Source organism: Marinobacter similis (assembly GCF_000830985.1).
Taxonomy (GTDB): Bacteria; Pseudomonadota; Gammaproteobacteria; order Pseudomonadales; family Oleiphilaceae; genus Marinobacter; species Marinobacter similis.
Window position 1 is genome coordinate 404,104 of the sequence record NZ_CP007151.1, and the last position, 24,844, is coordinate 428,947.

The window sequence follows — 24,844 nt, forward strand, 5'->3', positions numbered from 1 at the left end:
GCCTGACGGGAAAAATATCGTCGAACGCAAACGAGTAGGAATTCAGCCGCCATGCACATCATTCTGATCACACCTGCGCCCTCAGGCTCACGGGCTGGAAACCGGGCAACAGCGGATCGTTGGGCATCGCTGCTAGAAAAGGTCGGGCATAAAGTCAGTGTTGTCACCGAGTACGAGGGTGCCCCCTGCGACCTATTCATCGCACTGCATGCCTGGCGCAGCCACGATGCTATTCAGACCTTTCGCAAATGCTGGCCGGAAACGCCGTTAGTTCTGGTGCTGACCGGCACGGACATTTACCGGCATCAACGGGAGTATCCGCTTCCTACCCGGGCATCCATGGCTGCGGCCGATGTGCTGATCGGTTTGCACGCGTTGGTTTCGGCCGACATCCCTGAGGAGTTCGCCGGCAAACTACTTACCCTCTACCAATCCGCCGATGAGATCCCGCCCGCCACTAACAAAGCGGCTGCGAGCGGAACGTTCGATGTTTGCGTGATCGGCCATTTGCGGGAAGAAAAGGATTCGCTGCGTGCGGCGATGGCTGCCCGATTGCTGCCAGATGAATCCACGGTGCGCATTCTCAATGCCGGCAAGCCACACAATGCACAATGGCAAGCTTTAGCAGAACAGGAGGTGGCCGAGAACCCACGCTTCCAGTGGCTCGGTGAGCTGGACAAGCCCACCACTCAAGACCTGATGGCGCAGTGCCAGTTGATGGTCATGAGTTCGGTGATGGAAGGCGGTGCCAACGTAATATCGGAAGCCTGCCGGGCAGGGCTGCCGATCTTAGCCTCAGACATTCCCGGCAATCGGGGGTTGCTGGGCAATGACTATGAGGGTTATTACCCGGCTAAGGACCAGGCGGCTCTGGCCATATTGCTGCAGAAAGCAGAATCCGATTCGGCATATCTGAGGCGTCTGACAGAGCAGGTGAGTGAGCTTGCCCCTCTGTTCACACCAGAGAACGAACAACATTCACTGGAGCGGGCACTGGAAATGGCTTTCCAGCGCCGCTCCAATCTCGAGGGCTAGGCTAGGGGAAACCCCATCGATCAATCCCTGAGTGAGATAGGTTCGATGGCACCCTGCATGTCCTGGGCTGTAACCCGACCGATGATGGCCGTGTGCGGGTAGCCCAGTGCTTTCAGCTCGCGCACGCAGGCCTCAGCCTGATCCGCCGCAACACTGGCAAGCAGACCACCGGCGGTCTGTGGATCAAAGATCAGCGGGTACCTCGGATGATTTATCCACTTCTCTTGTTCTCTGATACCGCGACGCAAACGGATGTTGGCCGGCTGCAGTGAACTGAGAATGCCTGCGGCCGCTGTTTCCTCGGCACCCGGTAAAATCGGGATGGCAGACAAATCCAGTTCGGCATCGACGCCAGAAGGCCGGGTCATCTCAACCAGGTGACCGAGCAATCCGAATCCAGTCACATCGGTACAGGCCTTTGAGCCATAGCGCCGGAGGCATTCAGCGCCGGCTTTATTGGACTGGATCATGGAGCTCAGGGCGCTATCAATCCAGCGACCTCTGGCGGCCAGTTTGGCGTGGGCCGCAAACAGAGTTCCGGTACCAATCGGTTTGGTCAGAATCAGAACGTCACCGGCACGCAGGCCGCCTTTGCTCATGACTTCGTCCGGATCGATCAGGCCGTTTACCGCAAAGCCTAGAGCCAGTTCCTTGCCTTCGCCGGTGTGACCACCGACCAGGGCGCAACCCGCTTCGTTCAGAACCTCGACGGCGCCAGACATCATCTGGTAAACGACATCTTCAACCTTGGACTCAATGCCGTAGGGCACTGTAGCGACGGCAGTGGCACTTTGAGCCTCTGCGCCCATGGCGAATACATCTCCCAGGGCGTGGTTGGCTGCAACTCTGCCAAACACATACGGGTCGTCAATAAACGCCCGGAAGAAATCCACAGTATGGACCACAGCCTTACCCGCCGGTACCTCCAGCACTGCGGCATCATCGGGCGAATGCAGCCCTATGATGATGTCATCCCGATCGATAGGGCGGAGCTCGCCAAGAGCGCGGGAAAGAACCGTACTGCCGACCTTGGCACCACATCCACCGCAACGCATGGCCACTGCCGAAATTGCCTGAGAGGCTTCTTCCGGGTTCTGGGCCGCAGCCGTATCGGGTAGTTTGGCGTTTTCTTCCATCTCAGGAAGATCGTTGAACTTCTTCATGAAGCGACGATCGATCCAGTCTTTCCAGCGCCAGACCGCTGCGCCATCCACTTCGAAATTGCCCCGAGAGGCGATCGCGTACTTGTCGCCAGTGCTGATCAGCGCCAGCCAGTTTTTCTGAGGCTGGAAATCCTTGGGCGCTTTACCGAGTGCCAGGCGCTTGAGGTTGTCGGCCAGGGGCGGGCCCTGACGAACCGCGAACACGCCAGCCTTTTCGCGCGGATGATTGAGAACGTTGGCAATATCGCCGGCAGCAAAGATGCTGTCGTCGTTTTCTGCCTGAAGAGTATCTCGTACCCGGATAAACAGACCGTCGTCCAGTGCAAGGCCCGTGTCTTTTAGCCACTCAGGCCCACCGGCCCGGGTAACCCACAATACTTCATCAACCTGCTGCGATTCGCCGGATTCGGTTTGCAGCAGGCCCTCCTGAACTTTCTGCACTGGCGATCCCAGGTGAACCTTTACATTGCGTTCAGCCAGGGTTTTCTCAAACACCGCCCGTACTTTGGCGTTGTGCGTGGGCAGGATCTGATCAGCGGCATCGAATAGATGGAAATGCAGCTGGTCCGGATCCTTGCCCCGCTGCTTGAGTTCGCGGGTTAGTCGAAACTGCATGGCCAGCGTTAGTTCCACGCCACCGGCACCGGCGCCCACTACGCCCACAGTCAGCGGGCCTTCGTGATTTTCAATTCGTGAGAGCAGGGCAAGCCAACGGTTGTTGAACCCGGTGATGGGTTTAACCGGAACGGCATGCTCTGAAGCGCCTTCCACGTCGTTTACTCGGGGGGAGGAGCCTATGTTGATCGAAAGAAGATCGTACGGAACATCTGGCCGCCCACGGCACAAAACCCGCTTGCTCTCCCGATCGATACCGATCGCTTCAGCTCGATAGAATCGCGCGCCTGCGAATTCCGCAAGCTTGCTGAGATCGATATGAACATCGTCGTAGCTGTAGTGTCCGGCAACGTAGCCAGGCAGCATACCGGAGTAGGGGGTGTGGGTGTCACGGCAGATGAGGGTCAGGCGCACGCCGGGTACCGGGTTCATAGCGAACCTTTTAAGTACCCCGACGTGGCTGTGCCCGCCGCCAATCAGGACAATATCCCGTAATACAGGCTGGTCAGGCGTGTGCATCAGATAATTTTCTTAGCTTCGGTACTGAACTGGTCAAATCCTTTGACGCTAGAGAAAGCCTTCAGTTTTTCCTGATCGGCGGCGGAGGGGTTTGCAATCTGATCGATGGAGGTAATACCTGCGTCCTTCATTTTTTTCGCGGTCGCCGGGCCAATGCCTTTGACCAGCGTAAGGTCACTTTTGTTTAACGGTTTGGCTGCCTTGGCCGCCGGTTTCTTTGCTGCAGGCTTCTTAGCCGCAGGCTTTTTGGCAGCTGGTTTTTTCGCTGCGGGCTTCTTGCCAGTCGAATTGGCTGTTGGTGCCTTCTTCGCGGCCGACGTGGCAGCACTGGTTGCAGACTTGGCTTGTTTCTTGGCCTGCTCTGCCTGTTTTTTAACGTCTTCGGTTACATCTTTGGAGGCGACACCCAGTCGTTCCAGAATGCTGCTTTGCAGTTCATGAAATTCGTTCAGGCGGCGTTCAAATTCCTCGTTGAAACGCTTCATCTCGCGATCACGAAGTTCGTCGACCTCTTTGAGAAGCTTTCGTACTGGCTCCTGAACTTGTTGCTGAAGGCTATCGAACTGCTTCAGCGCATCGTTTACCAGACCTTCAATTTGAGAGGACGTTTTCTCAAACTCTTTATTTACCTTTTTGACAATTTTGTCGACGTTAGGTTTGGCCTTCTTTGCATGAAATGTCTCCTTGAGGGTGAGGGCATTACGAACAACGGGAATTAGGCCATTTGCCGGAAGCCGGACATAGACCCTGGCGAACGCTCGATTTGAGAGACTGTTTCTTCGAGAGCACCTCTCGAATTCGCCGTAGTTTCTCCGCGAGGGAGAGTCGTTATCTGAATCAAACTCAACAAAATCAATTGAATAGTAGAAGTTACTACAGTGCTTTCTTCGCTCGGTTACCAGGCCGGTCACGCCTTCCGCACGAAGCTTGTCGAAAGGCATATCCATCACCAAGTTCAGAACGATGGTGTCACCCGGATTGAACATTTTGTCGGTCTTCATCACGCACCCATACGCATCCAGCTCATAAAGAGAGGCCTCAACCAGCTCCTTTCGGAACAGGCCCTGCCTGATTCGAAACTGTGCGATAAGGTCCGGTAGTGCTTCAGTCATTAACATGGTCTCGAGTGATTTCCGTATCGGCCTTAGCCTGCCTTCCCTAAGGCAGCTTGATATTGATTAAACGATAGCCACTGATTTGCAGTTTAGCAACGCTATCAGTGTCCTACGAAAAGGGTTTGAGGCAGTTATTGAACTTATAGCTGCCTAAACCCATGCCTATTACTTCTTTTTCAGTTCGTACATGTCAACACGGCGATCTTTCAGGTTTGTCACTGAGCCTCATTTCGAACCAGTTTGAGCTTTTCCAGATCCATGTCGGAGAACATGATCATTTCGGTGTTTGGCGTTGTTTCTGCCATCACCGCGTCATGGGGAAACGCAAAGTCAGAGGGCGAGAATACGGACGATTGCGCATACTGGACGTCGAGGTTTTCAACTTTGGGCAAATTTCCCACGCTGCCAGTGATCACGACGTAGCATTCGTTCTCGATGGCTCGGGCCTGGGCACAGTGACGTACCCGCAGGTAACCATTCTTGGTGTCGGTCCAGAACGGCACCATGATGATGTCGACGTCCTCACTTGAGGCAATCCGACCCAGCTCCGGAAACTCAATGTCGTAGCAGATCATGATTGCAACGCGGCCTGCGTCGGTATCGAACACTTCAAAGTCGCTGCCGCCCTCGATAACCCAGTCCCGGCGCTCGTGCGGGGTGATGTGGATTTTGCGTTGTTCATCCACCCGGCCGTCGCGATGGCACAGGTAAGAAACGTTATAGACCCGATCATTTTCCAGCAGAGGCATAGAGCCGGTGATGATGTTGATGTTGTAGCTAACTGCCATCTCGGACATCTCATCACGGAACTGCTCGGTGAACCCGGCCAAGAAGCGGATGGCCCGGGTCTGATCCATTTGATCGGTCAGGCCCATCAGCGGCGCGTTAAAGAATTCCGGGAACAGGGCAAAGTCACTCTTGTAATCGGAGAGCGCGTCCACGAAGTACTCAACCTGCTTGAGCACTTCTTCGACCGATGTAAATTCACGCATCTGCCACTGAACAGCGCCCAATCGTACCTGTGTCTTCTTGACGTTCAGAACTGACGAAGGCGGGGTGTACAGGATGTTCCGCCATTCCAGCAGCGTGGCGTAGCCCAGAGATTTCTCATCCTCGGGCAGGTATTTGTGCATCAGCCGCGTGACCTGGAAATCGTTGGACAGCTGGAAGCTCAGGATCGGGTCGTAGATCTCTTTGCGATCAACGCGCTGGATATACTCTGCCGGCGTGTACTGGTCCGCGTACTTGTAATAGCTAGGTATGCGACCGCCCGCCAGAATGGCGCGCAGGTTCATGGACCGGCACAGCTCTTTGCGAGCCTCATAGAGACGACGCCCGAGACGGTACCCGCGGAATTCCGGATGAATAAACACATCCAGGCCATACAGGGAGTCACCGTTGGCGTTGTGCCAGATCTTTTCATTGCGAAGGATCAGGTCGTCATAGGTATGCGGGTTGCTGAAGCGCTCGTACTTCACGCTCACGGTCAGCGCAACGGCAATCAATTGGCCATTGTCCTCAATGCAGATCTGGCCATCTGGAAACTGCTCCACCAGTGCCTTGATGGTCTCTTTGGGCCAGGCTCCGCCGATGTCGTCGTAGATACGATCCATCAAAACCTGGAGCTGGTCATAGTCGTCGAGCGTCAGGTTTCGGAGATTGAGGTGCAGTTCTTCGTGGGCCATTCAGATCGGCTCCCGCCAGTGAAATGAAGCTGTGGACATGCAGCTGCTTGCGCAGCGAAACAGCAAAAGTTTATCAGAAGCTGCTAAAGAGTTCGCAATTTAGGGCGAAACAACACGTCACAGAGATCAGCAACCCGAACGTGTCTCCTTATACCCCAGCAAAAACCACGTCCACCTACGTTGATGTATTGACGGACGATGCCGTGGCCCATGGTACGTCGAGTATTGCCCAGTGGCTCAACCCCCCCTCTGGAAATGACGAAGTCTGTAAGGGCGCGAACAACGTGGTCACTTTAATGAACGCCTCCACAGCGGTCTCGAATGTCAGCATGGAAAAAGCGCAGGACGCCATGGAGGCGCTGAATCGCATTGCCGACCAGGGCCAGGAAGCGGCCGCGGCGGCTAGTGAAAACGACGTTTACAGTGGGCAGATTGAAAGCATTGGTCGCACCCTGAACCAGAACGCGTCACGGTTCCGGGTGTAATAGGCACCCGGAAGCCAATTGTGCGAAGATCAGGCGATCTCCCCAATAGAGCATAAACATGGCACTTATTGACACGATTATCGGCGCAACCGGGCAATGGGTTGCGCATTCAGACTCCAACGCCACCCTGGCTAATCCTATGGCGTGGCTGCGCAAGACCGGCGGCTATGCCGCGGTAAACCGTATCATTGGACTGTCGATCCCGTTTGCTACCCGTAATCGATTCAGTGTGGAAGAGTTGCGGCCTGGCTATGTGAAGGCCCGAATTCGCCTGAAAGGCAACAAGAACCACTTTGGCAGTATGTATGCCGGCGCCTATTTCCTGGTCGCGGAAATCCCCGGTGGAGTGCTCACGCTGTTTGATCTCGGGCCCTCGTACACCCCGATCCTGAAAGAGATGACCCTGCAGTTTCTGCAGCCGGCAAACTCTGATGTCACCGTGGAGTTCTCACTGACACCGGAAATGGTCGAGAGTATTCTGGCAGACGCCGACGCCACCGGCCGGGCCAAGTTCACCTTGGAAGGCCAGCTGCATGATCAGGAAGGCAATCACGTTGCCAACTCAATCGCCCATTATCGGGTTCGAAAGCAGGGCTTCAAAGCTGAGGGCGAATAAGCCCGGTAAAAAGACTTATTAGCGGGAATGGTCAGTGGAGCGCTTAGGAGCGCTCCAGACCAGACAGGGTTTCAAGGAAAATGGCGCCGTACTTCTGCAGCTTGGCGGCGCCGACGCCGCTAACCTCTGCCAACTCGTCCAGGGATTGCGGCTTGCGCTCCAGCATGTCAAACAGGGTGGCGTCGTGGAAGATGACATAGGGTGGAACCCCTTGTTTGTCGGCAAGCTCCTTCCGACACGCCCGCAACGCATCCCAGCCGGCCTGGTCGGTAATCTGTTCACGTATAGCGGCGCCACTGCGACTGCCTTGGCCTCTTGACGAGGTTTTCTTAACCACCGGATCTTTGCGCAGCTCAACCGGCTGTTTGCCTTGCAGCAGCGGGCGACAGGTTTCCGTTAATTGCAGGGCGCCGTAGCCTCCGGGTCAGCCCGCAAATAGCCGTTGGCAACCAGTTGCCGGAACACCGATTTCCACTCGTTCACTGACAGCTCGGTACCAATCCCGTAGGTGGACACTGCCTGATGGCCCGACTGCAGGATTCGTTCGTTTTCCGATCCCCGCAGCACATCTATCAGGTAGGTGACACCGAAGCGCTGGCCAGTCCGAAAAACACAGGACAACGCCTTCTGGACCGCGACAGTTCCATCCCAGGTTTCAGGCGGGTTCAGGCAGGTATCGCAATTGCCGCAGGTTCATCCTGGGTGTCTCCGAAATAACGCAGTAACACCTCGCGCCGGCACCGGGTCACTTCGCACAGGCCAAGCATGGCGTCGAGCTTCTGCCGTTCTACCCGTTTGAACTGGTCGTTGCCCTGTGATGCTTCCAGCATCTGGCGCAGTTTGATGACATCCTGCAGGCCATAGACCATCCACGCGGTTGAGGGCTTGCCGTCCCGGCCGGCACGACCGGTTTCCTGATAGTAGGCCTCGAGGCTCTTGGGCAGATCCAGGTGAGCCACAAACCGAACGTCAGGCTTGTCTATACCCATCCCGAACGCAATGGTGGCTACAATAATCACACCGTCTTCGCGCAGGAATCGTTCCTGATGCAGCGCCCGGGTCTCAGACGGCAGGCCGGCGTGGTAGGGCAGAGCGGTATAGCCTTTGTCGGCCAGCATGCGCGCCGTTGCATCCACCTTATTGCGGGACATGCAGTAAACGATGCCGCACTCGCCGTCATGTTCTGCTTTAATAAAATCCAGCAACTGCTTGTTTGCGTTTGTTTTGGGCGCGATTCGGTACTGGATATTCGGGCGGTCAAAGCCGCTAACGAAGTGCCGCGCTTCGATGAGGGAAAGCCGCTCAGCAATCTCCTTGCGGGTGCGTTCGTCGGCGGTGGCGGTCAGTGCGATGCGTGGCACAGCCGGAAATTCGTTGGCCAGCATGCTCAGCTGTAGGTAGTCAGACCTGAAATCATGGCCCCACTGTGACACACAGTGAGCTTCGTCGATGGCGAACAGAGAGATGGATGCGTCGTGCAGCAGGTCAATGGTGCGTGGCTGAATCAATCGCTCTGGCGCGCAATACAGCAAATCGAGTTCACCCGTTGCCAGTGCGTATTCGGTGGCCCGAGCCTGCTCCATATCCATGGTGGAGTTCAGGAACGCCGCTTTCACGCCCAGCTCCTTCAGCGCTGCAACCTGATCCTGCATCAAGGCTATCAACGGCGAGATGACCACAGCGGTACCGGGCCGAACCAGGGCCGGCACCTGGTAACACAGGGATTTACCACCCCCGGTAGGCATTAGCACCAGTGCATCGCGGCCATCAACCACTTCCCGGATGATGTCGCCCTGCAGCGGCCGGAAGGTTTCGTACCCGAATACCTCGTGGAGCACCTGTTCGGGATCCCTGCGGGAAGCAGTGGGGCGCTCTGTGCTCAGTTCTTCGAAGTTCTGTTCAAAATGCATAAGGTAACCGGTTAACCGACGTGTTTGCCGGCAGGATTGCAGGGTCAAATTGCGTGGGCGCGAATGATACCAGATTCACCAACAGATTCATTGGCGAGGGTGGCGAAATCCGATAGTGGGGGATGGAGGCAAAGTAGCCTGAGAAACGCTACAATACCGCGCTTTAAATCACCGTTTAGCGGAATTCTGTGACAGACACCGATAATAACAGGGCTTCCATGCAGGAATTTGATGCCATCCGTCCGTATTCGGACGAAGAGACCGGCCCGGCCATTCAGCGCCTGGTAAACGATCAGGAATTTCTCGATATGGTCGGCCGGTTCAAGTCGCCGACACTCGCCCGCTGGGCTCCGGCGGTGCTCAGGGTGTTCATTCGCCGCTGGCTGACAAACCATTTTGGCCAATACCATCGGTTGATGATCTGCAAGCCAGCTTGTCTTCCTATGTTGGCGAACTGGTAGACGGCACCACATCACGGGTTACCGCCAGTGGCCTTGAAAACCTGGACAAGAACAGCGCGCACCTGTTCATTTCCAACCACCGGGATATCGTCTTCGACCCGATGGTGGTGAACTACCTGTTGTTCCAGAACGGCTTCCACACGACCCGCATCGCCATTGGTGACAACCTGCTCGCCAACCGTGTGTTTGCGGAGATGATGCGACTGAACAAGAGCTTTGTGGTTCGTCGCAACATGACGAGCCCGCGAGAAATGCGGGACGCTTATCTGACGCTGTCTGGCTTTATTAACCACAGCATTGATACCAACAACAGCATCTGGATCGCCCAGCGGGAAGGCCGGGCCAAAGACGGCCTCGATTTTACCGATCCCGCCATCATCAAGATGTTCTACATGAGCCGAAAAAAGAGCGGGCTCAGTTTTGCCGAGGCCATGAACCGGCTTCACGTGGTTCCTGTATCCATTGCCTATGAGTACGATCCCTGCGACGAAGACAAGGCCCGAGAGCTGGAAGAGCGCGGCCGCACCGGCAACTACACCAAGGCCGAAGGTGAAGACACCGATCAGATCATGAAGGGCCTGACCGGCTTCAAGGGCCATGTGCACGTTCACTTTGGCAAGCCTATACAGAATGCCCCGGACGATGCCAAGGCGATGTCTGCGCTGATAGATCGGGAAATGCATGCCAACTATCACCTGCATGCCTCGAACCTGGTTGCGTACCATGCCCGCGACGTTCACCCCGATGCCCACGCCACACCTGACACCGTCAGCGATACCGTGGTGACGGCCGAAGCCTGGTCACCGGCGGAAATGGAAGCTGCCGAGGCCGAAATGGACCGGCGCCTGGACGCCTGTGATCCAGCCATTCGTCCGTACCTGCTGAACATGTATGCCAACCCGGTAGTGACGGCGCTGGAAGCGAATTCAGACGAACCGAATCCGGAATAATCCGAATCATCTATTTACCGACGTCAACGAGGTGTTGAGTGCAGGATCTTGATTACATTGAACTGGAAACCGCTCCGAATCCGACAGCTGCGGTCATCTGGCTGCACGGCCTGGGCGCGAGCGGGCACGATTTCGAACCGGTAGTACCGGAGCTGGGCCTGCCTGAGGGCGCGGCGGTACGTTTTATCTTTCCCCACGCCCCCGAGTTGCCGGTGACTATCAACGGCGGTATGCGCATGCCCGCCTGGTATGACATCAAGGCCATGGATATAGATCGCGTGGTGGATACCGAGCAGCTGATGGCGTCCGCCGATGCCGTGGGTAAACTGGTGGATCGCGAGATCGAGCGCGGCATTCCGTCTGAAAAAATCGTTATCGCTGGTTTTTCCCAGGCGGCGCCGTGGCTTACGAGCTTGGCCTGAGTTACCCGAGTCGCCTGGCCGGCGTGCTGGCACTGTCGACCTACTTTGCCACCGCCAAAACGGTGAAACCTTCGAGCGCCAATGCCGGAATACCCATCTCCGTTTATCACGGAACCTTTGATCCCATGGTGCCGGAATCACTGGGGGTACAAAGTGTGGAAGCCCTGAAATCCATGGGCTTTGCCCCGGATTACCAGACCTTCCCGATGGAACACAGCGTTTGTCTGGAAGAAGTGGTCGATATCGGTCGTTTTATTCAGAAGCACGCGCTCTAAGCGCACTTTGAAATGTCCCCGGGGGGAAATCGTCCCCCGGGAACATCGGCCCTAACTGCGCCAGAAGGCGGGCGACAGTACGATAATGACACTGAGGATCTCCAGGCGACCCATCAGCATGCCGACTGAGAGTAACCACTTGGCGCCGTCTGGCAGGGGACCAAAGTTCCCGGAGGGGCCAATGATGTCACCCAGCCCTGGGCCGACGTTAGTCAGCGAGGACAAGGCGCCCGACAGCGAGGTGATGAAGTCCAGCTGCATAGCGGCGAGTGCCACCGTAATCACCAGCAGGGAAAGCAGGAAAATGAAGCTGTAGGCGATCATGGACGAGATGATTTCGTCACTGACCGCCCGGCCATTGTAGTTCCGCGTCAATACCGCACGAGGGTGAAGCAAGCGCATCAACTGCTCTCTGAGGATGATGATCGAGAGCTGGAACCGGAAGACCTTCATGCCGCCGGAAGTTGAGCCCGAACAGCCGCCGATGAACATCAGGAAAAAGAACAGCACGAAGGCCAGTGGGCCCCAGGCGGAGTAATCCTCAGAGGCATAGCCCGTGGTGGTCACTACCGAAGTTACGTTAAACAGGGTAGAGGCGTAGTTGTGCAGTGGGTCAAAAGGCACCGGCGACACGGCCCACCGGTACAGGGTCAACACCGCCGGAATCAGCAGCAGTAACGTCAGCAAAAACCGCACCTGCTGGTCACGAAACAGCACGCCATGCTGTCCGTGCATCTCCCTAACAAACAGGAAAAACGGCAGGCTGCCCAGAATCATGAACAGGGTCGCTTCCATCAAGATCAGGTCACTGAACTTGCCCATGGACATGTCTGAGGTGGAAAAGCCGCCTGTGGCAATACTGGTCAGGCCATGGTTGAAGGCATCAAACAGGGTCATCCCGGAGACCCAGTAGGTCAGCACCGCGACAATGGAAAAGATTATATAGACCACCAGCAGCCCCCGGCTGAGGGTTTTCATCCGGGGCAGGGCCTTGTCTGTCCACTCTGAGGATTCGGTGGCAAAAAGCCGCATGCCGCCAACCCGCAGGAACGGCAGAACCGCAACGAACATACCAATTATCCCGATACCACCGATCCACTGCAGGATAGACCGCCACAAAAGCAGGTCCCGGTCCATGGTATCCAGGCCGCTGAGTACTGTTGCCCCTGTGGTGGTTATGCCAGAGGTTGCCTCAAAAAAGGCATCCGGCGCAGAGATGTCATTGCCACTGAGGTAAAAGGGCAAAGCAGAACACAGGGTGAGGATGAACCAACTGGAAACGGTGAGGACAAACATGTACCGGGGCTTCAGATCCCGGGGCTGCCTGTAAGTGGCAACAATGCCAAAAATGCCGAGGCCACAGACAATGCTGGCCGATTCCGCAAACGCCGACGCATTAGGCGCAATAGAACCTGCCAGAAAGATGACCGGTAACGTCATGAAAACGCTCAAAAGCACAAACATGACACTGACGATGAATATTACGGGATAAAGGTTTCTCAAAGAATGCTCAGGCCAGCTGAAACAAGAGTGGCGTCAGAATACCTGTGGGTGCCGGCTTCCGCAACAAAACGGCGCTTTCAGCCTACGAATTACCGGAGCATTAAATCACTGTAAAAAAGGGGTAAATAGGGATCTCGGCTCTGGTATTGCCCGTGTGATTGGTGCAACTTCTAATAAGAGCCACACTTTGCTCGATAAGGAGAACAAGCAATGAAACACTCACGTTCACTTGCCGTAGTCTTGGCCTCAGGCCTTTTTGCCGCCAGTGCAGCCAACGCTCAAGACATGTACAAATCTGGGCTTGGTGGGGTTTACACCGGCCTTAACTATACCTTTATGAATCTCGACGCCGGAGGCGAAGACGCTGACGTAGGCACGCTCTCGGCCAAAGCCGGGGTTATGGCCACTCCGTTTCTAGGCTTTGAAGCCCGGGGCGGCTTTGGCGTGGATGACGATCGCGTCCGCGGCATTGATTACTCCGTCGACAACTTCTTCGGTGGCTATGCCACGTTCAACATCGCCAACGAATCCCCGATAACGCCGTACGCGGTGCTGGGCTTTACCCGGGTTGAAGTTGAGGCGGAAGGGCCATTCAACACCGTTACTGATGATGAGAGCGACGTATCTTACGGTGTCGGCCTGAATATGGAGTTCGCCCGCAATGTCTCTGGTAACCTTGAATACATGCGTTACTATGACGATGACGACGTTACCGTAGACGGTCTTGGAGTTGGCGTTCAGTTCAACTTCTGATCCCTTAATCGCCAGGAGCTTGCTTGAATCACCTTGCCCATGTCTTTCTCGCACCGGATTCCCCCGAGGCCAGAGTGGGCAGTATTCTTGGCGATTTTACCCGGGGTATTGATGTGTCCCTGCTGCCCGTTTCGGTACAGCAGGGCATTCGCCATCACCGGGCGGTGGATAGCTTCACCGACCAGCACCCTGAGGTTCTTGCCAGCAAGACCCTTTTTTCGAAGCAACGGCGACGGTTCGCCGGCGTAGCCCTCGACATTCTGTACGATCACTATCTGTTAAGGCATTGGCAACGTTTTAGCCAGACCGATCGTGCTATCTTTGTCGAGCATATTTACCAGGAACTTCAGCGCAATGAACACCTGATGCCGGAGAAAATGGCTCAGGTGACACGACGCATGGTGGAGCACGATTGGTTTGGTGCGTATCGAGATCTGGAGAGTATTGGTTATGCCCTCGATCGCGTTGCCGGTCGCATTCGGTTCGCCAACAAGTTCACCGGGATGATTGACGAAATCCGGGCAAATGATGTTGAACTGGAAAATCGGTTTCTTAGCTTTTTCCCCGATTTACAGTCCTTTGCAGGAGATATTGAATGAAACTTTTAACTTCACTGGCACTCGCATTTTCCTTGGCACTGCCGGCAGGCGCCGCATTCGCGGAAGCGTCTGAGGATTCGGACAAACCCGTTCCGGAAACCCTCGGCTTTGTTGAATGGCTGGTCATGAACGATACCAGCGTGCGTCTGAAAGCCCGTCTGGACACCGGGGCCAAGACCTCGTCACTGCACGCAGTGAACGTGGAAGGGTTCAAAAAGGGCGAAGAAGAGTGGGTGAAGTTCCAGCTGCCGCTGGGGGATCACGAAGACCAGCCCAGCGAGGGCACTATTGAACACGAAGATGTGATCCTGGAATTCGAGCGCCCGGTACATCGCACGGTGCTGATCAAACGCAAGAGCGCGCCCTCGCAACGCCGGTACGTGGTAAAAATGGACTTCTGCATTGCCGGTACCGTGCACGAAACCCAGTTCTCACTGACTGACCGCGGCAACTTTAAATACCCTGTGCTACTGGGGCGTCGCTTTATGCGCGACGACAATATCCTCATCGACTCCGCCGACAGCTTCATTGCTGAGCGCGAGTGCGAGTACAACACACTTGAGGAAATTGCCGCCCAGGTGGACTAACAGGGCACGGAGGGGAGCGTCAGCCTGCGACGCTCTCCTTTGCTTCGCTCGCTACTATTTCGCTCTCCGCCATTTCGATTTCCACCGCTGGGTCGCGCACCGAATTCCTTCTGATCCAGCGATTCCAGGATGGTATCCAGCTCCTGACCAATCAGCGTCGCATTACGAATCATCGCCAGTTTAGGCCAGGTGTTGCGTTTGCCCGCAAGCACGAGATTTTCGATTTCCTCCTCCCCGTGGTAACTGAACAGCACATTGCGCCAGTGGAAACTCTTCTTCTCAAGAATAATATTCACATCGCCCGTATAGCTCTGATTCAGCAAACCGTGCGCCATCAAAATGGCCGGGCTGATGAGTGAAACCCCAACCCGAGTCAGGTAGTGCTCCAGGCCACTGAGCAGATCGGTTGCTGCATCGGTCATCATGGTATTGGCCACCGTTCGAATTCGTCGGCGCGTGCGCAGCTTAGGATCGTCTACAAATGGCACGGCCACCGGATTAATCATGCTGACGATGTAGTGATTGACCCCGAACAGCCGCGATAAGCGCTTGGCCGGTAAGTCCTCGGCAAAGGAGCCGTCCACCCACTTGCGAGTAGGCAGATAGGGCTTGGGTTTGCCATCGGCGCCGCGCGCATAAAGCGTGACCGGTGGCACCACGCCCGGAACACTGCCGGACGCATCCATAGCCGAGCGGATATACACATTGGGCGAGGTAATGGCATTCATCAAACGGGAATTCTGGTGTTTCTCCGCCGGCGCAATTGAAATATTGATGTAGCGGCCTGTGTGCTCGTAGGCTTCCTGGAACGTCATGCGATTATCGATGCCATCCATCGCGCACTGCTTTATCGACAGCGGAGAAACGCCCGGCTCCAGGCCTGCCAGTACCCGCAAAGGGTTCAGGTGTATTGGCAACTCGTAGCGATAGTCCCCGACGACACCTGATTTCAGTTCTTCGTTGGTGTACATCGCCAATAACCCCGACACCCAGGCTCCGGCACTGGCCCCTGAAATCACGTTCGGCAGAAGATCCTGTTCGATGAGTGTTTGCACGACACCATGATGGAAGTAGATCAGCCGGCACCGCCACTGAGCATGAGCGCGGAGCGGCCGTAGCAATGGCTGGCCCGGCGGAAGAAATCAACTTTCTCCTGCAGCGAAATTTTGTTCGAGGGAGAGCTGGCAACCACCCAGAGTGCATCGGCAATGGCTGTGACGTATTCATCAATCAGGCATTTGGTACCCGTCAGCGCCCGGTCGTAAAGAATCGGTCGGCCCATGCCGCTCATGTTGCCATGAATGCCTTCGTTCAAAACGTACAGCAGTTCTTCGTGATTCTCCTCCTCAAGGAGTGCTACCAACTGTTCGTAACGTGCACGGATATCGAGGAAATCGTAGTATCGGGAGGCATCGCTCAGGCGCCAGGCCTCCGCACCAGAGAGGTTATCGAGGGCTAAAGCTGCACTGTACCAGTCCTGAAAGTTGGTAGCGGTTCGTAAGCGTTGTCGCAGTTCCTGCAGGCTGAATCCGTTCTGCTTCTTCAAGGACATCATCGGCTAATACCGTTGTCCTATGCCGAGAAATTCGCATTTAGATCAACGCATTGTCGTTTTTTTAGGATTCGCGTTGTCTACCCGGTCCCTCCGGATACTTGAAGTATGGCCCTCAATGTTTATTACTGCCAGTTAATGAAGCCTTGCCCAGCGCCCGGCCAAGCTGAGCGAAATAGTCGCTGAAGGCCGCAGCGACCTGATCGCGCTGCTCACCCTCGGGGTAAAGCCCAAGCCGGGCCTCCGGGGACGAACGGGTGCCTCTGACCAGAAAGCTGTTATAGGGCGCGCTGTCTTCAATGAACGCCTCGAAGGCTCGGGCACACATTTCCTCTGGCCGGGCCCAATACAAAACCTGTTGCTCTCTATCCACCTTTTGCGACGCCCGGAACAGCTCGCTCGGCTGGGTGCCGTCTTTGTTCAGTAAAATGGCTTCAAAGCATCGAAACAGTCGGGCCGTGAGCGGGTGTGACTTGTACGCCTGGCTGTCGAGCCACAATGAGCTGGCAAAGGCCTGGCGACTCGGCTGCACAAAGACTTTGCTGGCAATGTAGTGGTCAAAGGCGTGAAACCACTCATGGGCGAGGCTGCCTGCGCCTGCGTTCTTGGCCAGTGCCAATTGCCGCGTGGCCGGAATATAGTGGGCACACACGCCGAGCTGGCCGCCAATGCCGTATTGCAGACCCAATGAGCTTTTCAGCGAGATGACTTCTTCAGGCACGTGGAGGGTGTTCATCAGGGTAATCAGGGCATCGTGAAATCGCACCGCGGCCCGGTCACGTTCTGCTTCGGTAACCCAACGCCCGATCTCAATGCTCCGGAAATCGTACCGGCGTCGGATGTGCACAAATGAAACGGTCACTAACTACCTCGGGCCAGATACTGTATGGATAGCCAGTATGGTAGAGAAGGGGCTGGGCCGTTGCAATGGATGTCGGAACGGATTTTACTCCGGTTGGCCGGTATCCTTACGTGCAGGCTCCGTTCGGATGTGAATATCCCGTTGTGGGAAGGGGATTTGGATGCCCGCTTCTTTCAGTGTGCGGGTGATGGCCGAGTGCAGTTCGTGGGACAGCGGCATGAAGTCCAGCAAATCGCGAACAAATACGCGCACCTCGAAATCGATTCGGCTGTCACCCAGCTCAACGCAGAACACCGCCGGTGCGGGCTCTTCAACAACCCGCTCGTTCTCAACAGCCACCTGGTGCAGTAACTCCTGAACCTTATCCACATCGGAGCCATAGGCAACACCCACGCGAATGATCACCCGGGTAATGGGATCTGACAGAGTCCAGTTGGTTAAATCCTGGGTGACGAAGGTTTTGTTGGGAATGATCTGCTCTTTGCGATCCCAATCCACGAGGGTGGTTGCCCGAATGCGAATGCGTGAGACAGTGCCGGTAATGCCACCAATGGTGACCGTATCTCCAACCCGGATCGGGCGCTCGAACAGCAGGATAATCCCCGAGACAAAGTTGGCGACAATCTCCTGCAGACCAAAGCCGAGGCCGACACCCAGTGCGGCCACCAACCATTGCAGTTTGGACCATTGGAAGCCGAGCCCGGCAAGCGCGGCGGCAATGCCGATAAAGACGATGGTGTAGGTAGCCAGCGTGGTGATGGCGTAACCCACACCCGGTTCCAGGTTAAGCCGGCTCAGGAACACCACTTCCATGGTGCCCGGCAGGTTACGGGCCGCCAGTACCGTGCCCACGCCGATTGCCAGGGCAATCATCAGGTCGCCGAGATTGATCGGAACCGGGCTTTCACCTTCAACCCCAGTGCTGATAGTCCATAGGGTTATCTCATCGAAGATGCCCAGTGCAGGAAAAACATTGTCCCACAGCGCCCAAAGTCCGGCCGCGGCCAATATCAGCGAGAAAATCTTCAGCACGGTTTCACTTTGCTGGCTTATGTCATCGATATCCCGCTGGGGCATCTCGTAGTTCAACGGCACGCCTTCGCCTGAGGTCTCCGCAGCCTCCCGGGTTTCGGCGATCTTGCGCTCCGCTTCCCGGTTCTCGATGACGCGTTTGAGGGTCATCCGGCGTTCCCGGACGGTAAGACTGCGCAAACCCAGGTAATGCAGCAGGATGACGCACGCCAGCCAGCACAGACTGATGAACATCAGCCCTTCAAAACGAACCGCAGTGTAGTGATAGCCCCAGAGAGAAATGAAGGCCAGCACCAGCGGCATGGCCACCGCAAACAAGTGAAGTACCTTGAGCACCTGCCGGTTGGGCTGATCCTTACGTACCGCCGACATAAAGCGCTGGGCAAAAAAAGCGAGGGCGATTGACGCTATCGCAAACAGCAAGCGCCCCAGGCTGTCGCTGAATGCGGCACCTTTGGTGGTGGTCATCGTTGGCATCACAACGATGATTGGGATGAGAACGGCCAGTAACATGGGGATCTGTTTGCGAAGCACCCTCAGCGTGTTTGATTTCCACTGGAAGTGGCGCTCACCCAAACCCTTGGCGTAAGCCACGGTGTATATGCCCCGCAGCAGGAATGCCACGAATGCCGCGTTGGACAGACCACGGGAAAGTGCATGTAAGAACCGGTTACCGCCCTCCAGGCCAAATGGCCGATGGTCAGCGCAATCACCCCCGGCAAGGCCAGCAACAAACTGAATATGAGCGCAGAGAACGTAAATTGCCAACGATCCCGGCGCACGTTGCCAACGTGGTAGCCGGTATCGACGAGCGCCTTACGAAGCCCTCGGCGGCGGATCGCCATGGTCAGGAGCAGGGCGGTTAGCAGGCTCATTAGCGGCCAGTTCTCATCGATCGATATAGAAACAGCCTCCTTTAAAGACTCCCATTTAAAGCCGGAGACAAACCATGCAAGGCCGCGATAGACCTCGCTGAATATGGTCAGATCGACCCGTTCCGTGCTGGGTAGCCAAAACAACCGTTGCTGGAGCAGTGTCTGATAGGCTTCAAGCCGGTCCTGGAGCTGAATAACGATGTTGTAGTAATCGTTCAGTACCTCTATATGCTTGGTTACCGTGCTATGTAATTGCCGCAGAAGCTGCGCACGCTTCACTGCGAGCCTGCCACGGGCATCGTCGTCGGTTCAATCACCGCCTCAAACTCTTCCAGCCGCAACTGCTCTTCACGCGCCGCCGACAATTGTGCGGTGATGCCTTTGGTGAGCCCGGCGGCGATGGTCTGGTCACGCAAACGCTCAAGCCGCTGGCGCAGCAGGTTCGCGTAGTCGTCCGTCAGGTTCAGGCCGGCGCGCTCCAGGCGAAGCTCAAAGCTCTCGTATTCGTTGTTCAGTCGATTCAGGAGCGATTCGGCGTAGTCCAGCCTTTGCTCACTCAAGCTGAGGGCATGTTGCCGGCCATCCAGCGCATCCCGCAATTTTTGAATCTGTTGCTGAATATCGGCGGTTTTCGGCGTTGGCAGGGAGCTTCTCAGAGGTTCGTCTGGTGCTTCTATTTCTGGTTTGACCGGCTCGAGCTGCGGTTCTGGCTCTTCTTCTGCCTCGTCTTCTGCGTTCTCAGCCTCTGCGTCTTCATCTTCCACCGGTGGGAATCGTTCAGTCTCGGTCTGTACGGGCGGGAGCAAGTCATCAAGTGCTGCCAAGGTCGTGTCGGCATGGCTCGACCCCGTAAAAAGGACTAGCGCAAATAAGATGGTCTGCAGATGAGAGCTTTTCATCGTGGCGCGAGAATCTCGAGAGGATTTTCTACAGTCTAGCGGAATCAGGAGCGGGCCTACATTGGCAGAACGTAATGCCCGCCATCGAGGATGATTGGGCTCAATCAGCCGTAAAGATGGAAGTTCAGCCCGTGCCAATCTTTGTTGGCACTTTTTTGTTCAGCACCTTGTAAAACCAATATCGAATCACCACGATTCGCGCGATCTGAACATGGCGTCGGCACAACGATTATCTCTAACGAGCTGAAGCGCCAATCAGGTCCGCATGCGGCGCTGGGCAGCATGCATCAATTCGTTATGAGCATTGGTACAAAGATTTGGACAAGACAAAGAAGGGCTCTCAGCTCGCCCGTAGGAAAAAGCACTCAACACTCACCACAGGTGTCTATTACCCAAGACCGGATACATACTCTTCGAATTATTACGCCGTTCTCGTAGACAGAAAACCTTATCTGCTTTTTGCATGTAATGGCGACGGCGTGGCGATGGACAAAGCCACCAGCTTGGCTGATTCAGAAAATTTCAGGACGCTCCTAGAAGCTACTGCCACGGATTGCGACCGTATTGAGGCACAGCCCCTAAACGGCCGAGACATCGATTGGACCGGAGAACACACTGTAATTTCGGCCAGTCGATCAGGCGATTTCGAAACCGGAACAGGTGAGGCTGGCGAGATCAGAGCCATATTGATGTCGGGATCGCATCGAGCCGTCGCTGACACTTTGTGCATCGACAGTGCCTTGGCACCGCTCATAGACTCAAACTTCCCGTACATTTCGAGCTTTGACCTTCTGCCCGAACTGACGGATCGCGATGTAAGACTCTCTCTAGGAAATCTTGCGGCAAGAAACCACCCGCGCGGGCGGCATTAGAGGCTTAGTTAGCGGCGGGAACAGAGCAGGGAAGGAAGGCGGCCTTCTTTCCCTGCTTTCTGTTAATCAGGCTTTTTGCAGATCTCGCAGCCTTGCCTGTTCATCAAGGTGTGCCAGGTTCTTGTCCTGCCAAGCCTCTTCGGCACCATGAACGAACGGCGGCCAGGTGCGCGGATCGTTCGACAACTTATCAATGCCAATCTCTTTGGCCGCCTCAGCAATCGTTTCGTTGACGTTCAGTCCTTGCTGCCAGCATTTGGCACCAAAATATTGTCCTTTTCTTTCGCTCATCGTGTTCTGCCTTTTTCAAATGTGCACCGAACCCTAGTGCAACTTCTACGTTCCTGCCATCCGTGATTTCTCGGAGCTATCAACTTCAGATTAGTCGCAGCGTCAGCCGTTTTATCCGGCTCGCAACACTCATTTCAGAAAAACACTTAATGTTACGCTTTTACTCGCCGTTAAGGATTCAAAGAGCCGATGAAGTAGGGAATACTTCAGTTAGTGGGGCATTCAACTAATCAACGAATGGGGAACACCGATGTCTATCCGCAAGCTTTTCATTGCCTCTGTATCCGCTTTGCTTCTGGTGATCACCATCGTGGCGAGCGTTATGGTTGCCATGGATGCCGAAACGACGATTACCTCGGAGGTTCTGGAAAAGCGGGATGACTTAACAGATGAGATTGAAAGTCTGCTGACGGTGACGGACAACTTGATGTCCAAGCGCGTCGAAAATTCTTTGAGTTTGTTGACAGAGCGAGGAAATCGTCTGGGTACACCCCGAATTGAAGGCAGGCAGTCTGTCGGTGGCACTGACGCGCCAGCGCTGTATTTGGGCGATGAGTTGATCAACAACAATTTTGATCTTGTCGACAGCGTGACCCAGGTCATGGGCGGCACGGCCACCCTGTTTGTCCGCGACGGGGGAGAATTTATCCGGGTCTCCACCAATGTGAAGAAGTCAGACGGCTCCCGCGCCATTGGTACAAAGCTCAACATGAATGGTGGCGCTGGCAAGGCAATCAGCAGAGGTGAGGCATTCTTTGGCCAGGTAGATATCCTTGGCAATCCTTACCTTACCGCTTACAGCCCGATTCGCAATTCGGCCGGAAACATCATGGGTATCTGGTACGTTGGTTATTCCGCTGACTTGACCGAACTTGTGGACTCAATTACCAGCAGTGCGCTTTTGGAAAAGGGATTTGCTGCTCTTGTTGATGATCGCGGCCGTCTGCGCATGCACTCCGATAACATTAAAACAGAAACCCTTGAAAATATTCTGGAAAACGAAAGCGAAGAGTGGCATTTGAATCGAGCCGATTTTGAACCTTGGGGGTACAAAATCGTTACGGGCTATTCCGACAGCGAAGTCGCAGGCATGGTTGCTGAGAAAACAGGAGGTGCCGTGCTGGCCATTGCTATCGGTGGTCTGATCCTGGTTGTTGCACTGAGTTCTCTCACCCAGATTGTAGTGGCCAGACCTCTTGACCAAATGATTTCAACGATCGAAGGGATTTCAGAAGGTGAGGGTGATCTTACCGTTCGCTTTAACTGGAATTCCAAAAACGAGCTGGGCCGAATGGCTACCGGATTTGACAGTCTACTGGATCGACTTCAAACGACGATCTCCGATACGAAAGGGTCGTCAAAGAGCTTGTTGCAGTCAGCCGAAAAGCTCAAAGGAATCGCTTCCGACAGCGCATCGGTTGTATCTCAGCAGACGGAGGAGACTGAGCAGGTTGCCACCGCAATGAACGAAATGGCCGCAACAGCGCAGTCAGTGGCCGAAAGCTCAGCTCGGGCTGAGAGCATTGCCAAGGATGCTGATTCGCTTGCGGGAGATGGTCAGGCTCTGATCGATAAGACCACCCAAACTATTCAGCGACAGCTGGATAACAACCAGGCCTCCGTTAAAACGAGCGCCTCACTGCAAAGCGCCTCCGAAAATATTGGCAGTATTCTGTCTGTGATCGAAAACATTGCCGAGCAGACCAATCTATTGGCCCTGAACGCGGCCATTGAGGCGGCCCGGGCAGGGGAGCATGGCCGAGGCTTCGCCGTAGTGTCTGATGAGGTTCGGCAACTGGCCAGCAGAACTCAGGCTTCGATCAAGGAAATTCAGGACCAGATACATCAACTTCAGGAAGGTGTCATCGGTGTTTCCGACGTCATCAACAGAGGAAGCGAGCTGGCAACAGAAGCCAGCGAGATGATCAAAGAAACCGGGGTCGCCATTCAAAATTTACGGGACAGCGTAAGGAATATTCGAGACACCAATATCGAAATGGCGAGTGCTGCCGAGCAACAGAGCCAGGTGTCTGAAGACATCAATCAACGACTTGAGCACATTCGAAGGATGGCGTCGAATAGTCACGAAAATTCAGCGTCTACCAGCAATGCAGCTGAAACGCTGCAGCAGCTTGCCGATGAGCTTCAGGCTCAGTTACAGCACTACAAAGCGTGAGCCAGGAAAAGCATTAAGGAGTTCTGGATTCCGCGTACTCTCGATTATTGTTCGCTTCCTTGGCTGGCTAGCCAAGGAAGCGAACGCGTGACCGACCTATTATGCGGGTTTCGCGAAAACTGAAATCCTGAAAGGCCTGTTTTTACCGATTATAGTGGCGAGTAATCTAACAGCTCCGTTCAATTCACAGTTACATGGAGCTCCCCAATGTTCTCGCGCAAACTGATACCTACGCTTTTCCTCGCCAGTGCAGCAACACTGGCTAACGCAGATAACCACAGCGCCGGCTCTTTGGTGGAAGTCATGTCCGCCGATGAAGTGCAATGGGGTTATCTGAACCCTTTGCGTGGCGTTCTCAGTCCTGGAGCCGCGGATCTGTGGGGGGATCGTACAAGCGGCAGCGCGACAGGCATGCTCGTGCGGTTCAAAAAGGGTTTCGAGTCGCCGCCTCACATTCATAACATCACCTACAGAGGTGTCGTTATTGAAGGGATGATGCACAATGATGACCCGACCGCGGCGAAAATGTGGATGCCACCTGGGTCTTTCTGGACTCAGCCAGCCGGTGAAGACCACACAACGGCGGCTGATGGAGAGACAAACCTCATTTATCTGGAGATCGATTCAGGCCCTTATCTGGTTCAGCCTCTGACGAAGAATTCGACAACGGCGAACGGCCCCTTAACCTGCACGCTGATAACGTAGTCTGGCTGCAAGACAGCGATCTACACAAGATCAATGCCGACAATGTTCAAGCGACTCATCTATGGGGCAGCAGTGCCGAGACAGGTGGCTCGATGATCAAACTGGGCGCTGGTTTTGAGGGTGAGCTGATGACTGAAGCCAGTGAGTTTCGCGCGGTAGTGATTGGGGAAGAGGTCAGTTATAGCGCTCACGACCTTGATGGCGCAAAAACCCTCTCAGCCGGAAGCTATATCGAATCCACCGGCTCTTACAGGCACCGGTTCGCGAACAACAGCAATGATGAGGCAACCATATACATCCGCACTAACAGTTCGTACCAGTTGAATTAAACGACTATTGGAAAACCCTGAAGGGAACGTGGCAACCTCGTGGAGGCGTCTTGATAGGCGCGTCCAGAAGGGAAAAGCGTGGAAGTGAGCACCACGTTACAGTCGGGCGGCTTGTTCGCGAGATGAATGTCCGCTTTGCGTCCACGCCAATCGTACAAATCAAAAGCTACATTTTATGATATTTAACATAATATACATTATGCGCAGTCTTGGATATTAATCGGGACGATAGTAACGGTTATTGCATACGCCTGGAGCAGCGCTCCTTCCGTATAATGAGCACACTATCTAAACGGGCCTCTTCGACGAGAGGCATAAACCTGTTCTTCCAACACGACAGTCTTTCTGGCTTTAACGAAGTGAATCTGAGCGGAAGAACCAATGGAGGTTAACCAAGCTATGAATATTATTCCTGTCATTACCCTGTTCGGTGGCCTGACTGCATTTTTCACTCTGGCCGTTACACTGAGCTTCGCACTTGGCAAATCTCAGGCAGTCGAAACTCAAAGCGACAACCAGATCGCTGGTTCGTAATTGATTCGAAGCAAAACTGGCACA

General features: G+C 55.0%; 19 protein-coding genes and 5 pseudogenes. 12 read left to right on the top strand and 12 right to left on the bottom strand.

Annotated features, from left to right (window positions below; translation table 11 throughout):
• Nucleotides 1-51: 51 nt before the first annotated feature.
• A complete protein-coding gene (senB, locus tag AU14_RS01875; protein WP_041338447.1) occupies nt 52-1,035 on the top strand; it encodes a selenoneine biosynthesis selenosugar synthase SenB in 984 nt (327 codons plus the stop codon).
• Between the two features lie 20 nt (nt 1,036-1,055).
• Here senB and selD read toward each other — a convergent pair whose 3' ends face one another.
• The 3 genes and pseudogenes from selD to AU14_RS01895 form a co-directional block, all read right to left on the bottom strand.
• Nucleotides 1,056-3,332, bottom strand: coding sequence for a selenide, water dikinase SelD (gene selD / locus AU14_RS01880; RefSeq protein WP_041338449.1), 2,277 nt, complete (start codon nt 3,330-3,332; stop codon nt 1,056-1,058).
• Nucleotides 3,332-4,048, bottom strand: coding sequence for a helix-hairpin-helix domain-containing protein (locus tag AU14_RS01885; protein ID WP_052471926.1), 717 nt, complete (start codon nt 4,046-4,048; stop codon nt 3,332-3,334). The genes selD and AU14_RS01885 overlap by 1 nt, the downstream gene beginning before the upstream one ends.
• Nucleotides 4,049-4,612: 564 nt before the next feature.
• Nucleotides 4,613-6,132, bottom strand: a pseudogene (locus tag AU14_RS01895) (GNAT family N-acetyltransferase).
• Nucleotides 6,133-6,272: 140 nt separating this feature from the next.
• Here AU14_RS01895 and AU14_RS18860 point away from each other — a divergent pair.
• Nucleotides 6,273-6,617 carry a hypothetical protein gene (locus AU14_RS18860; protein ID WP_236744287.1) on the top strand — a complete coding sequence of 115 codons (345 nt, stop codon included), beginning with the start codon at nt 6,273-6,275 and terminating at the stop codon, nt 6,615-6,617.
• A 58-nt stretch (nt 6,618-6,675) separates the two neighbouring features.
• Nucleotides 6,676-7,233 carry a YiiD C-terminal domain-containing protein gene (locus AU14_RS01900; RefSeq protein ID WP_041338452.1) on the top strand — a complete coding sequence of 186 codons (558 nt, stop codon included), beginning with the start codon at nt 6,676-6,678 and terminating at the stop codon, nt 7,231-7,233.
• A gap of 43 nt (nt 7,234-7,276) precedes the next feature.
• Here the strand turns inward: AU14_RS01900 and recQ are convergent.
• A pseudogene (recQ, locus tag AU14_RS01905) lies at nt 7,277-9,143 on the bottom strand (DNA helicase RecQ).
• 218 nt (nt 9,144-9,361) lie between these two features.
• Here recQ and AU14_RS01910 point away from each other — a divergent pair.
• Together AU14_RS01910 and AU14_RS01915 are read left to right on the top strand one after the other, a co-directional pair.
• A pseudogene (locus AU14_RS01910) lies at nt 9,362-10,554 on the top strand (1-acyl-sn-glycerol-3-phosphate acyltransferase).
• 38 nt (nt 10,555-10,592) lie between these two features.
• Nucleotides 10,593-11,251 (top strand): annotated as a pseudogene (locus AU14_RS01915) (alpha/beta hydrolase).
• 51 nt (nt 11,252-11,302) lie between these two features.
• Here AU14_RS01915 and AU14_RS01920 read toward each other — a convergent pair.
• Entirely contained in the window at nt 11,303-12,715 is a 1,413-nt protein-coding gene (locus AU14_RS01920) for a TrkH family potassium uptake protein (RefSeq protein ID WP_041338454.1), read from the bottom strand.
• 249 nt (nt 12,716-12,964) lie between these two features.
• Between AU14_RS01920 and AU14_RS01925 the strand changes: the two genes are divergently transcribed.
• From AU14_RS01925 to AU14_RS01935, 3 genes are read left to right on the top strand one after another with little or no spacing between them, the layout of a single operon-like run.
• Entirely contained in the window at nt 12,965-13,507 is a 543-nt protein-coding gene (locus tag AU14_RS01925; protein WP_041338456.1) for a porin family protein, read from the top strand.
• A gap of 23 nt (nt 13,508-13,530) precedes the next feature.
• Complete coding sequence (locus AU14_RS01930) at nt 13,531-14,106, top strand: acyl carrier protein phosphodiesterase (RefSeq protein WP_041338458.1); 576 nt, start codon at nt 13,531-13,533, stop codon at nt 14,104-14,106.
• Nucleotides 14,103-14,693, top strand: coding sequence for an ATP-dependent zinc protease family protein (locus AU14_RS01935; protein ID WP_041338460.1), 591 nt, complete (start codon nt 14,103-14,105; stop codon nt 14,691-14,693). Before AU14_RS01930 ends, AU14_RS01935 begins: the two co-directional genes overlap by 4 nt.
• Here the strand turns inward: AU14_RS01935 and AU14_RS18510 are convergent.
• From AU14_RS18510 to AU14_RS20210, 6 genes are all read right to left on the bottom strand, one after another.
• Entirely contained in the window at nt 14,690-15,814 is a 1,125-nt protein-coding gene (locus tag AU14_RS18510) for a patatin-like phospholipase family protein (RefSeq protein WP_330217946.1), read from the bottom strand. The genes AU14_RS01935 and AU14_RS18510 overlap by 4 nt on opposite strands.
• Nucleotides 15,769-16,248: a patatin-like phospholipase family protein gene (locus AU14_RS18515; RefSeq protein WP_052471928.1), complete on the bottom strand. Its 480-nt coding sequence runs from the start codon at nt 16,246-16,248 to the stop codon at nt 15,769-15,771. Before AU14_RS18515 ends, AU14_RS18510 begins: the two co-directional genes overlap by 46 nt.
• A gap of 112 nt (nt 16,249-16,360) precedes the next feature.
• On the bottom strand, nt 16,361-17,107 hold the full coding sequence (locus tag AU14_RS01945; RefSeq protein ID WP_041338461.1) for a CLCA_X family protein: 747 nt from the start codon (nt 17,105-17,107) through the stop codon (nt 16,361-16,363).
• Between the two features lie 84 nt (nt 17,108-17,191).
• Entirely contained in the window at nt 17,192-18,763 is a 1,572-nt protein-coding gene (locus AU14_RS22510) for a mechanosensitive ion channel domain-containing protein (RefSeq protein WP_269079082.1), read from the bottom strand.
• Nucleotides 18,676-19,293 carry a hypothetical protein gene (locus tag AU14_RS22515; protein ID WP_052471930.1) on the bottom strand — a complete coding sequence of 206 codons (618 nt, stop codon included), beginning with the start codon at nt 19,291-19,293 and terminating at the stop codon, nt 18,676-18,678. The genes AU14_RS22510 and AU14_RS22515 overlap by 88 nt, the downstream gene beginning before the upstream one ends.
• A complete protein-coding gene (locus tag AU14_RS20210) occupies nt 19,290-19,838 on the bottom strand; it encodes a hypothetical protein (RefSeq protein ID WP_236744288.1) in 549 nt (182 codons plus the stop codon). The genes AU14_RS22515 and AU14_RS20210 overlap by 4 nt, the downstream gene beginning before the upstream one ends.
• 392 nt (nt 19,839-20,230) lie before the next feature.
• Between AU14_RS20210 and AU14_RS01955 the strand changes: the two genes are divergently transcribed.
• A complete protein-coding gene (locus AU14_RS01955; protein ID WP_236744289.1) occupies nt 20,231-20,785 on the top strand; it encodes a hypothetical protein in 555 nt (184 codons plus the stop codon).
• A gap of 66 nt (nt 20,786-20,851) precedes the next feature.
• Here AU14_RS01955 and AU14_RS01960 read toward each other — a convergent pair whose 3' ends face one another.
• The gene (locus AU14_RS01960) at nt 20,852-21,076 is read right to left on the bottom strand and encodes a hypothetical protein (protein ID WP_041338465.1); all 225 of its coding nucleotides are present in this window, start codon (nt 21,074-21,076) and stop codon (nt 20,852-20,854) included.
• A 250-nt stretch (nt 21,077-21,326) separates the two neighbouring features.
• Between AU14_RS01960 and AU14_RS01965 the strand changes: the two genes are divergently transcribed.
• The 3 genes and pseudogenes from AU14_RS01965 to AU14_RS19485 all read left to right on the top strand — a co-directional run bounded on the left by AU14_RS01965 (nt 21,327) and on the right by AU14_RS19485 (nt 24,820).
• Complete coding sequence (locus AU14_RS01965) at nt 21,327-23,252, top strand: methyl-accepting chemotaxis protein (RefSeq protein WP_041338468.1); 1,926 nt, start codon at nt 21,327-21,329, stop codon at nt 23,250-23,252.
• A 303-nt stretch (nt 23,253-23,555) separates the two neighbouring features.
• Nucleotides 23,556-24,286: pseudogene (locus tag AU14_RS01970) on the top strand (DUF4437 domain-containing protein).
• A 381-nt stretch (nt 24,287-24,667) separates the two neighbouring features.
• Nucleotides 24,668-24,820: a hypothetical protein gene (locus tag AU14_RS19485; RefSeq protein WP_158498305.1), complete on the top strand. Its 153-nt coding sequence runs from the start codon at nt 24,668-24,670 to the stop codon at nt 24,818-24,820.
• Nucleotides 24,821-24,844: the final 24 nt, after the last annotated feature.